The following is an 11,981-nucleotide window of genomic DNA, read 5'->3' on the forward strand; positions in this document are numbered from 1 at the left end:
CCCCAGCACGCAACGGAGCCTGCCGACATGCACGATGACCGCACCCTCGTCGAGTCCCGCCTCAAGCGCGTCCTGGAGGAGCGCATCCTCCCCGCCGTCTACCCCGAGTCCGTCCCGCTGGAGGCCGGCATCTGGACCGCCCCGGGCGAGCCCGTGCCGGTGGCCGAGGGGCTGGCCGCGCCGCGCACCCCGATCGCGGCCGGCGACGCCTGGGGCGCGCCCTGGGGCACCAGTTGGCTGACCGTGTCCGGCACCGTGCCCGAGGCCTGGGCCGGCCGGACGGTCGAGGCGCTGATCGACCTCGGCTTCGACGCCAACATGCCCGGCTTCCAGTGCGAGGGCCTGGTCTACCGCTCGGACGGCAGCCCGGTGAAGGGCCTCAACCCGCGCAACCAGTGGGTGCGGATCGCCGCCCCGGCGGCCGGCGGCGAGCAGGTGCTGCTGCACGTCGAGGCCGCCGCCAACCCGGTCATCCTGGACTACCACCCCTTCCTGCCCACCGAGTTGGGCGACAAGGAGACGGCCGGCGACCAGCCCCAGTACAAGCTGGCCCGGCTGGACCTCGCGGTCTTCGACGACACCGTCTGGCAGCTGGCGCTGGACCTGGAGGTGCTCGGCGAGCTGATGGCCGAGCTGCCGGTGGACGGCGCCCGCCGCTGGGAGGTGCTGCGCGCGGTCGAGCGCTGCCTGGACGCGATCGACCTCCAGGACGTCAACGGGACGGCCGCGCGGGCCCGTTCGGAGCTGACGGCGGTGCTGGCCGCGCCCGCCGCGCCGTCCGCGCACCGGATCAGCGCGATCGGCCACGCCCACATCGACTCCGCCTGGCTGTGGCCGCTGCGCGAGACGGTGCGCAAGGTGGCCCGCACCACCGCCAACATGACCGCGCTGCTGGAGGACGAGCCGGAGTTCCGCTACACCATGTCCCAGGCGCAGCAGTACGCCTGGATCAAGGAGCACCGGCCCGAGGTGTACGCCCGGGTGCGCAAGGCGGTGGCCGAGGGCCGGTTCATCCCGGCCGGCGGCATGTGGGTCGAGTCCGACACCAACATGCCCAGCTCGGAGGCGATGGCCCGGCAGTTCGTGCACGGCAAGCGGTTCTTCCTGGAGGAGTTCGGGATCGAGAACCACGAGGCCTGGCTGCCGGACACCTTCGGCTTCACCGGCGGCCTGCCGCAGATCATCCGCAACGCCGGATCCAAGTGGCTGCTGACCCAGAAGATCTCCTGGAGCCAGGTCAATAAGTTCCCGCACCACACCTTCCTCTGGGAGGGCATCGACGGGACCCGCATCTTCACCCACTTCCCGCCCGTGGACACCTACAACTGCTCCATGAAGGGCAGCGAAATCGCCCACGCGGCAAGGAACTTCAAGGACAAGGGGGTGGCCCGGCACTCGATCGCCCCGACCGGCTGGGGCGACGGCGGCGGCGGCACGACCCGCGAGATGGTCGCCAAGGCGGCCCGGCTGCGGGACTTGGAGGGCTCGGCCACCGTCCGCTGGGAGAACCCCGCCGAGTTCTTCGCCAAGGCCGAGGCCGAGTACCCGAACCCGCCGGTCTGGGTCGGCGAGCTCTACCTGGAGCTGCACCGGGCCACCCTGACCAGCCAGGCCAGGACCAAGCAGGGCAACCGGCGCAGCGAGAACCTGCTGCGCGAGGCCGAACTCTGGTGCGCCACCGCCGCGTTGCGCACCGGGACCGCCACCGGCACCGCAACCGCCACCGGCACCGCCACCGGCACCGGCACCGGCACCGGCACCGAGGAGCCGTACGAGTACCCGTACGAGCAGCTGGACCGGATCTGGAAGACGGTGCTGCTGCACCAGTTCCACGACATCCTGCCCGGCTCCTCGATCGCCTGGGTGCACCGCGAGGCCGAGGCCACCTACGCGGCGCTGGCCCGGGAGCTGGAGGCCCTGATCGGCGCGGCCCAGCAGGCACTGGCCGGTCCGGCGGAGGGCGGGCGCGAGCTGGTGTTCAACGCCGCGCCGCACCCGCGCTCGGCCGTCCCGGCGGGCGGCGCGGCCGTCGCCGTCACGGCCGGTCCGGCCTGCACGGCGACCCCGCTCGACGGCGGCGGCTTCACCCTGCGCAACGGCCTGCTGGAGGTGGTGGTCGACGCCGACGGCCTGATCACCTCGGTGGTGGAGACGGCGAGCGGCCGGGAGACCGTCGCCCCCGGCAGTCGGGCCAACCTGCTGCAGTTGCACCCCGACTTCCCCAACATGTGGGACGCTTGGGACGTCGACCAGTTCTACCGCAACACCGTCACCGACCTGACCGGCGTGGACTCGCTCACCGCCTCGGCCGGCGACGACCGGGCCGAGGTCCGGATCGCCCGCTCCTTCGGCTCCTCCACCGTCGTCCAGACCCTCACCCTGCGCGCGGGCGAGCAGCGGCTCGACATCGACACCGAGGTCGACTGGCACGAGACCGAGAAGTTCCTCAAGGCCGCCTTCCCGCTGGACGTCCACACCGAGCGCTACGCCGCCGAGACCCAGTTCGGCCACCTCTACCGGCCCACCCACACCAACACCAGCTGGGACGCCGCCAAGTTCGAGGCCTGCAACCACCGCTTCGTCCACCTGGACGAACCCGGCTGGGGCGTCGCCCTGGTGACCGCCTCCACCTACGGCCACGACGTCACCCGCACCGTGCGCCCGGCCGACGGCGGCACCACCACGACCGTCCGCTTCTCGCTGCTGCGCGCCCCGCGCTTCCCCGACCCGAAGACCGACCAGGGCCTGCACCGCTTCCGGCACGCGCTCGTCCCGGGCGCGGCGATCGGCGACGCCGTCCGCGAGGGCTACCGGATCGGCCTGCCCGAGCGGCGGGTCACCGGCAGCGCCGAGCGGGTGGCACCGCTGGTCGAGGTGGACGACGACGCCCTGGTGGTCAGCGCCGTCAAGCTCGCCGACGACCGCAGCGGCGACCTGATCGTGCGGGTCTACGAGGCGGGCGGCGGCCGGGTCCGCGGCCGGCTGAGCACCTCCTTCCCGCTGGCCGGCGCCGTCCCCTGCGACCTGCTGGAGCGGCCCTGGGACGGTACCCGCGGCGAGGTGACGGTGGCGGACGGCGCGGTCCGGCTGGCACTGCGGCCGTTCGAGCTGGTCACCCTGCGGCTCAGCGCGGCCCGCTGACCGACCGTCCCGCGTACCGTGAGAGCGCCCCGGCCCCGCCCGGCCGGGGCGCCGCCGACCCCCGTGGAGCCCGCCATGCCGTTCACCCCGCTGTTCGCCGCCGTCGACATCGGCGGCACCAAGATCGCCGGGGCGCTGGTCGACGGCGCCGGGCGGCTGCGGCACCGGCTCCAGTTGCCCACCCCGGCGCGGGAGCCGGGCGCGGCCGTGCTCGCCGTCGTCCACAAGGTGCTGGAGCAGCTCGCCGGCACCCCCGACTGGGCCGCCGTGACGGCCGTCGGCATCGGCAGCGCCGGCCCGGTCGACCTCGCCGACGGCACCGTCAGCCCGGTCAACATCCCCGGCTGGCGCGGCTTCCCGCTGGTCGCCGAGGTGGCCGGGCACCCGGCGGTGGCCGGCCGTCCGGTCCGCCTGGCGGGGGACGGCGTCGCGATGGCCGCCGCCGAGCACTGGCAGGGCGCGGCCCGGGGCGCCGACAACGCGCTCTGCCTGGTGGTGTCCACCGGCGTCGGCGCCGGACTGGTGCTGGACGGCGCCGTCCGGCCCGGCCCCAGCGGCAACGCCGGACACCTCGGCCACATCACCGTCGAACTGGACGGCGATCCCTGCCCGTGCGGCTCCCGCGGCTGTCTGGAGGGCCTGGCCAGCGGCACCGCGATCGCCCGCCGGGCCCTCGCCGATGGCTGGCGCCCGCCCGGCGCCGACCGCACGGCCCGCGCCGTGGCCGTCTCCGCCGCCGCGGGCGACCCGGTCGCGCTGGCCTCCTTCGACCGGGCCGCCCAGGCGCTGGCCGCCGGGATCGCCGCCACCGCCGCCCTGGTCGACCTCCAGAGGGTGGTCGTCGGCGGCGGCGTGGCCACCGCCGGAGCAGTGCTGTTCGACCCGCTCGCCCGCCACCTGGACCGCTACGCCGCCCTGTCCTACCTCCGCGGCCTGGACGTGCGCCGCGCCGAACTCGGCACCGACGCCGGGCTGATCGGCGCCGCCGCGCTCTGCCGCTGACACCTGCCCCCCCCCGGAGACCCCGGCATGCCGCCCTACGCCCTGCTCGACAACCCGGTCCGCCGCTACGACTGGGGCTCCCGCACCGCCCTCCCCGCCCTCACCGGTACCGCACCCGACGGCACCCCGCAGGCCGAACTGTGGATGGGCGCCCATCCCTCCGCGCCATCCCGGGTGGACGGACGGCCGCTCGACGCGCTGATCGCCGCCGACCCGGACGGCCTGCTCGGGCCCGACACGGTACGGCGGTTCGGCCCGGCGCTGCCGTTCCTGTTCAAGGTGCTGGCCGCCGACCGGGCGCTCTCCCTCCAGGTGCACCCGAGCCGCGCCCAGGCCGAGGCCGGGTACGCCGACGAGCAGGCCCGGGGCATCCCCGTGGACGCCCCGGAGCGGGTGTTCAAGGACCGCTCCGCCAAGCCCGAACTGCTGTGCGCGCTGGGAGACTTCGAGGCCCTCTGCGGCTTCCGCCCGGCGGCCGGCACCGCCCGGCTGCTGGACGCCCTCGGCGTGCTGGCCCCCTGGTCCGCCGCCCTGCGCGAGCGGCCCGCCGCCGAGGCGCTGCCCGCCCTGCTCCGGCAGGCGCTGGGCGCCGACGGCTCCCGACTGACCGCCGATGGTTCCCGACTGGCCACTGACGGCTCTCAGCTGGCCGCCGACGGTTCCCGGCTCGCCGCCGACGGTCCCCGGCTGGCCGCCGTCACCGCGGCGCTGCACCGTACGGCGGCCGCCGGTGGCCGCTACGCCAAGGCCTGCGCCGCCTACGCCCGGCTGGCCGAGGAGCACCCCGGCGACCCGGGGCTGCTCGCCGCGCTGCTGCTCAACCACGTCCGGCTCCGCGCCGGGCAGGCGCTGTACCTGGACGCCGGGGTGCCGCACGCCTATCTCCGGGGCACCGGTGTGGAGTTGATGGCCAACTCGGACAACGTGTTGCGCTGCGGGCTCACCAACAAGCACGTCGACGTGGACGGACTGCTGGCCGTCACGTCCTTCCGCGCTGCCGGGCCGGTCCGCCGCACCGCCCGCCCGCTGAACGACGTGGAGGCCGAATTCCGCTCCCCCGCACGGGAGTTCCGCCTTTCCCGGCTCCGGCCGTCGGCGGCCCCGCACCGCGTCGAACTGCCCACCCCGCAGATCCTGCTGTGCGTCGCGGGCCACGCCCGGCTGCACTCCCCCGGCCACCCCGGCCTGGACCTGCCCAGGGGTGCCTCCGCCTACCTGCCCCCGGGGGCCGGACCGGTCGAACTGACCGGCCCGGGCGCGGAGCTGTTCCGCGCCACCACGGGCGGCTGAGGCCCGATTCGCGGCCCGATTCGCGGCCCGGTCCGAGCTTCAGGCGGGCAGCGTCCTCAGGCGAGGAGCGTCCTCAGGCGAGGACCGTTCTCAGGCGGGCAGCGGGTGGCCGAACAGCAGGTCGTAACCTTCCGGCAGCTGCTCGACGACCCGGTCGACCACGTCCCCCGGGACGAGGTCGGCCACGGTGCTCAGCACTGCCCCGATGTCCCACTGCGCCGTCGCCGTGGTCGCGCCGTCGATCCAGCCCACCACGGCCTCCACGAAGCGCTCGGCGGTCAGCGGTTCCGCGGCGGGTCCGGCGGCCCGGAGCAGCGAGGCGTACGTCCCGGGCAGCGCGTCGGCGATCTCCATCCGCTCCGCGCCCACCAGGTGCTCGCCGAGCAGGCCGAGCACGACCCGGGAGGCGTGGTCCGCCTCCGCCGCGCCCCGGTACTCGCCGCGTTCCACGACGCGGGCGAGGAAGTCCTCCGAGGAGATGGTCATCGCGTCCTCCTTCCGGCCTGCGGGGCCGGGCCGGGCCGGCGGCGATGGGTCCGGAGGGGCCGCCTCATCGCAGCCCGTGACCGCCGGGGGACGTACCGGCTCCCGTGCTGCTCAGGGTACTGCGGTCCGGCCGGGGCGATGCCCGGCAATCCGGGCGGGGGCCTGGTCCCGAACACAACCTTGACGGCAGGGGCCAAGGGGTGGGGACACCACGAAAGGGGGGCCCAGGCCGGACCGACGGATCGACGCCGTTGTCGATCACGCCGCCGGCCCGCGCCGTCACCGGCACGGGAGCCCACGGGCGGGCGGTCAGCCCGCCGAGGTGCGACACCGGCGGCGCGGGCCCCGCGGCGAGCCCACCCCGCCACCGAACCCGGCCGGCATGCGCGGCACCGACCCCGGCACCGTCGGCCTCGCGCCGGCAGCGGCGGCAGCGGCGCTGCCGACGGCCCGGCCGTCGCCACGCCCCGTGTCCGAGGCCGCACCGGCCTCCGAGACCGACGAGACCGACATAAACGCCGACAGAAAACGCCGCTCGTTCTGGCTGAGTTTGCGCGAACGACCGGATTCCTGGTCCCGCGCGACCACCACGGTCCGCGCCCGCATAAAGGTCAGCGGATCGCGGCAGACATTCACCTCGACGTGTGCGGAACTCCGTCCGAGGTGTTCCACGGTGAGCCGCACCGACAATGGCTCGGGGCGGTGGTGCAACTGCTCCAGGTAATCGATTTCGTGCCGGGCGATAATGAATCCGGACGGGAACAGCGATTGCCGGACGGCGGTCGCGTGGTGCCGGAGCAGGTCGTGAATCCCCTCCTGGATGTAGCCGACCAGCCGGGCGTTGTTGATGTGCCCGTTCTCGTCGACGTCGCTCCACCGGGTGGGGCAGGACAGCACGTGCACGCCCGGGTGCAGCGCGCTCACTGCTGCGTCAGCCCGGCGCCGGCGCCGGTGGGGAGCAGCGCCCGCTGCAACCTGGCGTAATAGCCGGACTGTTCGGCCGCCATCCGGGCCGCCGTCCAACCCTCCTCGGCGGCCTCGGCGGCCGCCTGGACGACCAGGCTGTCGAGCATCATGTCGACCGACCGGCAGAGTTCGGCGACCGCGGCGAGCCGTTCGGTGACGTCCGCCGCACCGGCCGCATTCCGGGCCGGAAAGGCCGCCAGCGAGTCGACCGCGAGCTGCAGATCGTCGATGACGTCCGACCGGCTTTCCTCTGGGGAATTCCGCATGCTTTTCTCCAGGACCAATTCGAGCCATTACGGCCCGGTAACTGACGTTCGAATACACCCTGATCGGTGTCGGCCCCCCGACGGCTTCGACGCTATCCCAGTCGGCGCGGGTCCGCAGATGGTTTTCGGACCACGACGGGAAACTGACTTCCATTGGAGTAGTTTGCCGGGGTACACAATATGCCCCATCAGCCGAACGCGGTAAGCAGAACGGGTGGTATCGCCGACCCGCCGAGCAAGATCGACTACGGTCCGTCACGAATCTGCTACCAGCCGCCCCACCAGCGCGCCTTGTACAGGTGGGTGCCGCGCAGCGTCCGCGCACCCTCCGGCCGGTGCAGCCGGATCACCGAGGTGCACCAGTCGCAGGCCGCGGAGTGATCGGGCGCCACCGTGAGCAGCCGGCCCGTCCCGGGCTCGTCGCCGATGCTCTTGACGTCCCGCTCGGCGGCGGGATCGGCCAGCCGCACGGCCGTGAAGCGGTCGGCGGCCGGGTCGTAGCGCCACAGGCCCCGCAGGGTGCTCAGCCAGAACCGGCCCGGCTCCGCCAGCACCGGCGCGAGGTCGTGGCCGCCCCGGCCCGGCAGCGGGGCGGTGCGGACCGCGGTCAGCGTCGGCGCGGCCGGCGAACCGCCCACCCGCAGCCCGACCAGCGCCTCGTCACCGAGCACCCAGAGCAGCCCGGACCGGCCGTCCCAGAGCACCCCGTGCGCGCCGGGCAGCCCGAACTCCGCGTACGCCGTGGCACGCGGCCCCCGCGAGGCCGCGTACAGCCGCACCCAGCCGGCCGCGGCCACCACCGCGACATCGCCGTCCGGCAGCAGCTCGATGCTGTGCGGGTTGACCCCCGGGCCCAGGTCCGCGGCCCAGTACGTCCGGCCGGTGGCGGTCTCCACCACGGCGGCGAGCCCGCCACTGGCCGTGGTCAGCAGGTAGCGGCGGCCCTGCCGGATCCGGCTCTTCGCCTCGTCCACCAGCGACCAGCTGCGGTCCACGGCGAGATCGGCGAGGTCCGGCGCCCGGTCCGCGCTCCAGGACCACACCACCGGAAGCCGGTCCGGACCCTGGTAGGCCATCAGCTCCTCGGCACTCTGCAGCACGAACACCCGCCGGGAGCCCTGGTCGGCGACCACCACCTGCCAGCCCGGCCGCCCCGCCTCCGCCCGGCCGGCGGGCACGCAGCACAGCAGGGCCAGGCACAGGGCGGACAGCATTCGCATCGGCACGCCCCCACGGTGGCCGCTCCGGCACCACCCCGCACCACGACTCGGCCGAACGGCGCCGCGCCCGGTACGGCCGTCAGTGCCCGCGCACTGCCGGGATCCGAGCAACCGACCAGCCGCCCGGTCAGACCGCCAACAGGTCCAGCACCCGCGTCCAGTCGTACGACCCCGGTACGAACTCCGCGATCCGCACGCCCATCCGCCGCAGCCTGTTCAGGCTCTCCTCGTACGCCGGATGCGCCGCCTGGGCCGCACTCAGGCACGGCTGAACGGCCACCGGGATCCCCCACCCGTACGACTCGCACAGGATCCCCAGCGCGAGCGTGTCCGAGATCCCCGCGCTCCACTTGTTGATCGTGTTGAACGTGGCGGGCGAGACCACGAGGGCATCCGGATCCGGCAACGGCCGAGGATCCCCCGGCTTCCGCCAGGCGGAGCGGATCGGATACCCCGTCCGCGTCTCGATCGCCTCAACATCCAGGAACCCCACGGCAAGAGGAGTCGCCACCACACCGACCTCCCACCCCCGCCCCTGCGCGGCCGAGATCAACTCCCCCACCCCGCCGGCCACTCCCGCCGCACACACCACCACATACAGCATCGGCATCGTCCGCACTCCCCTTCTACACTCAGCGGCCCACCACCAGAGCCGCATGCACGATCTTCCCGAACGCCTCAGACCGACGCCGACATCTTCGAGGCCGTCGAGCACCTCCTCTGACCGCGCCGGACCGCCCGCGCCTGCGGGACCGCAGGCGCGGGCGGGGAGCAAGTGCGCCTGGCCGTGAAGGAGTTCGGCGTGCTGGATCGCCCGGCCCGACGGCCCGGTGCACCCGTAGGAACGGGCGGCGTCAGGTCGGTATCCGCGCCGGGGTGACCACGGAGGACGGTGAGCAGCGCGGGGAGGTGCGGCAGACGGTCAGCGGCCGGGGGTTGAGGCCGTCGAGGACCTGGACGGACCACAGCACCGGGTAGCTGCCGCCGCAGATCCCGCAGGTCGGCGGCGGTGGCGGGGTGAAGCCCTCTGGTGCTGGGCCGAAGCCTGGCGGTACGACGGGTGGCGCGGGCATCAGGGCGATGGTCGGCATCGGCGGAATGGCCGGCATCGGCGGGGCGGCCGGCGGCGCGGGCGGCCCGGGCGCAACCGGCGGCGCGGACGGCACCGGAGGCATCGGAGGCGGCACCGCGCCCCACACCGCCAGCCCCGCCACCAGCGCCTCGAAGTCGTACCCGCACTCCCCGCAGGTGATCAGCGCCCCCTCCGTCCGCATCTCCCCGCAGCCCGGGCAGAACGTCACCGGGTGCTCGTCGGCCTCTGTGCTCTCGCAGCGCGAGCAGATGAAGTCGGGTTCGACCTTGCGGTGTTGGAGGAACGCCCCGAAGAGCTGGAAGGGGCTGACCTCGCCGTCCTTGCCGTGCGCCGCGTGCATGACGGAGGTGATCATCTTCAGCCGCCGTCGCCGTTCCCGCATCCGCTGGAGGTCCAGGTTGACGACTTTGGTCTGTCGGCAGTCCCGGCAGGTGCACAGGGTCCGTACGGGCAGTCGGGAGCGAATCGCGAACTGCCGGTACAGGAACTCGAAGGCCGGGCGCTGTTCGCTGCCGACCCGCACGTTCACCATGCCGCCGCCGACCGCCGATATGCTCCCCTCGACCGAAGCGGCCAACTGCGCCACCTCGGAGCCGAGTTGCTCCGGGACGCCGTCCGGTCGGCGACTCATCAGCACCGGGATCGCCAGCAGGCCCACGAGGGCACCCCGGTCCAGGGCGACGGCGCCCTCCCGGGAGTGGAAGACAACACCCTGGACCCCGCCCCACAGGGACGGTCCGGTGGCCCGGGGCGCGCCGGAGAGTCGGTCGTTGACGAGGGCGGTGACGCCGCCGACCACCCGCTGACCGGTCTGGTGGTGCCGGGCCAGCGCGTCCGCCTGGGGCGCCCGGGCCCACCAGCGGGGCTGGGGGAAGCCGGCCGCCGCGTCGGGGTCGAGGCCGGTCAGTGCCTGGTCCAGGGCCAGCAGCGCGCTCTGGTAGGCCGTCACGTACGGGGCCTGCACGCCCAGGGCGACCACCGAGACGGCGCGGTCGGTCAGGTGCAGCGACACCGTGGTGCCGCGGTCGGGGTCCGCGGCGAACCGCAGCCGCGCCGCCAGCGGGACTTCGTCGGGCAGCAGCATCGCCGAGCGGACGGCCGAGCCGCGCCGGGCCTCCACGACGGTGGCCAGCTCCGCGGTGACCTGGAAGCCGAGCGAGCGCAGCGCCTCCACGGCGGCGACCCGGACACGTCCGGCATCGGCCCGGACGCGGCGCTCGGCGTCGAGGGTGATCGAGGCCAAGACTCCTCCGTGGGGCTGGAATTCGGTCCACAATGACCGAACGACGGTGCGGGAGTCTAGTCAGGGCCGACCGCACCCCGCACGAGGAATCGTCGGATCGACCGCCCCGCCCCGGCCCGAACGCGCCGCGCCCGCCCCCGCGCGTCGAGGCCGGGGGCGGGCGGGGCGGGCGGGGCGGGCAGGCGTCGGGAGCGTCAGCCGATGGTCGAGCCGGCGACCGGCTCGGACAGCGCGACGGTCTTGCCGTTCACCCCGGTCTTGACGAACTGCCAGGTGAGGCCGTTGATCACGCCCTTGTCCAGCGGGGCGAGCTTGGCGAAGGCGGGCTGGCTGAGGTCGATGTGGGTGGAGTCGCAGGACGGACACTGGTCCTTCACCGGCACGGTGATGGTCTTGCCCTGGTAGCTCACCTTGACCGAAATGCCCTTGCACAGCGGGTCGTTGTTGGGGTTGGCCGAGGTCCACCAGGAGTGCGGGACGGCGACCAGCAGCTGGTCGGCGGCGTTGATCCGGGTGCCGCAGGCGCCGTAGCCGGCGTCGTTGTAGTAGGTGGCCTTGCCGGTGATCGGCTTGTTGAGCGGTATCGCGGCGCTGGCGGAGCCGGCCGTGAGGGCGATGAGGGCGGCGGCGGCGAGCGGGGCGCCCGCGAGGATCCTGAGGTTCTTGCCGATGGCGCGCATGGTTCGTTCCCTCCGGTTCGTCGATCCCGGGGATAGTCATGGGCATGACAGGCAGAAGTCGCCGGAGCCGCAGTGCAGTTCGGCGGTCCGATCCGACCCGATGCCCACCCGGTGAAGGGAACGTATGCGTTCCACCTCGGCGTGGTCCAGACCTCCTCGGTGTTGCCATGAACACAAGTCAAGGATCTTTACCAATGCGGCCGAAGGGGCGAAGATGCGTGACCGTCCCGCCACGCAGGGTGTTGACAGGCCGTCACCCCCGCCCGCTCCGGAGGCCCGCCCCATGCGCACCGCACTCGCCGCCCTGCTCCTCGGCGCCGTCCTGACCCCGGCCCTCGCCGCTGCGGCGCCGGCCGCCGCGACCCAGCGCGAGGCGACCCGACGCGAGGCGACCCAGCGCGAGGTGAACCAGGGCTACAGCATCCCGGTCGGCGGCGTCACCGACCTCGGCGCGCTGCCCGTCCTCGGCAGCCTCGGACTGGACTTCGCCCACCTGCTCGGCCAGTAACCCTCCCCGGCCCCGGCCCGGTTGGCGAAGATCACCGACCGGGACCGCCCACCCGGGTTAGGCTCGACCCGCGCGGCCCGCCGCCC

General features: G+C 74.1%; 11 protein-coding genes. 4 read left to right on the plus strand and 7 right to left on the minus strand.

Annotated elements, in window-relative coordinates; translation table 11 throughout:
• Nucleotides 1-27: 27 nt before the first annotated feature.
• The 3 genes from ACZ47G_RS06390 to manA all read left to right on the plus strand — a co-directional run bounded on the left by ACZ47G_RS06390 (nucleotide 28) and on the right by manA (nucleotide 5,433).
• Complete coding sequence (locus ACZ47G_RS06390) at nucleotides 28-3,141, plus strand: alpha-mannosidase (RefSeq protein WP_465740315.1); 3,114 nt, start codon at nucleotides 28-30, stop codon at nucleotides 3,139-3,141.
• A 75-nt stretch (nucleotides 3,142-3,216) separates the two neighbouring features.
• Nucleotides 3,217-4,143 (plus strand): ROK family protein, encoded by a 927-nt coding sequence (locus ACZ47G_RS06395; RefSeq protein ID WP_465740316.1) that lies wholly within the window; start codon nucleotides 3,217-3,219, stop codon nucleotides 4,141-4,143.
• A 27-nt stretch (nucleotides 4,144-4,170) separates the two neighbouring features.
• A complete protein-coding gene (gene manA, locus ACZ47G_RS06400) occupies nucleotides 4,171-5,433 on the plus strand; it encodes a mannose-6-phosphate isomerase, class I (RefSeq protein ID WP_465740317.1) in 1,263 nt (420 codons plus the stop codon).
• A gap of 90 nt (nucleotides 5,434-5,523) precedes the next feature.
• On the opposite strand, the gene ACZ47G_RS06405 is transcribed toward manA, so the two are convergent.
• The 7 genes from ACZ47G_RS06405 to ACZ47G_RS06435 all read right to left on the minus strand — a co-directional run bounded on the left by ACZ47G_RS06405 (nucleotide 5,524) and on the right by ACZ47G_RS06435 (nucleotide 11,387).
• Nucleotides 5,524-5,919, minus strand: a complete 396-nt coding sequence (locus tag ACZ47G_RS06405) for a DUF2267 domain-containing protein (protein WP_380460839.1) — start codon at nucleotides 5,917-5,919, stop codon at nucleotides 5,524-5,526.
• Between the two features lie 309 nt (nucleotides 5,920-6,228).
• Entirely contained in the window at nucleotides 6,229-6,843 is a 615-nt protein-coding gene (locus ACZ47G_RS06410; RefSeq protein ID WP_465740318.1) for an acyl-CoA thioesterase, read from the minus strand.
• Entirely contained in the window at nucleotides 6,840-7,151 is a 312-nt protein-coding gene (locus ACZ47G_RS06415) for a hypothetical protein (RefSeq protein ID WP_465740319.1), read from the minus strand. The genes ACZ47G_RS06410 and ACZ47G_RS06415 overlap by 4 nt, the downstream gene beginning before the upstream one ends.
• Nucleotides 7,152-7,417: 266 nt before the next feature.
• A complete protein-coding gene (locus ACZ47G_RS06420; protein WP_465740559.1) occupies nucleotides 7,418-8,371 on the minus strand; it encodes a DUF6528 family protein in 954 nt (317 codons plus the stop codon).
• Nucleotides 8,372-8,498: 127 nt separating this feature from the next.
• Nucleotides 8,499-8,981, minus strand: a complete 483-nt coding sequence (locus ACZ47G_RS06425) for a flavoprotein (RefSeq protein WP_465740320.1) — start codon at nucleotides 8,979-8,981, stop codon at nucleotides 8,499-8,501.
• A gap of 244 nt (nucleotides 8,982-9,225) precedes the next feature.
• Complete coding sequence (locus ACZ47G_RS06430; protein ID WP_465740321.1) at nucleotides 9,226-10,707, minus strand: hypothetical protein; 1,482 nt, start codon at nucleotides 10,705-10,707, stop codon at nucleotides 9,226-9,228.
• 194 nt (nucleotides 10,708-10,901) lie between these two features.
• Nucleotides 10,902-11,387 (minus strand): cysteine/serine endopeptidase inhibitor, encoded by a 486-nt coding sequence (locus ACZ47G_RS06435; RefSeq protein ID WP_465740322.1) that lies wholly within the window; start codon nucleotides 11,385-11,387, stop codon nucleotides 10,902-10,904.
• A 283-nt stretch (nucleotides 11,388-11,670) separates the two neighbouring features.
• On the opposite strand from ACZ47G_RS06435, the gene ACZ47G_RS06440 reads away from it, so the two are divergent.
• The gene (locus tag ACZ47G_RS06440) at nucleotides 11,671-11,895 is read left to right on the plus strand and encodes a hypothetical protein (protein ID WP_465740323.1); all 225 of its coding nucleotides are present in this window, start codon (nucleotides 11,671-11,673) and stop codon (nucleotides 11,893-11,895) included.
• Nucleotides 11,896-11,981: the final 86 nt, after the last annotated feature.

This window comes from Kitasatospora sp. NPDC030952, assembly GCF_055571335.1.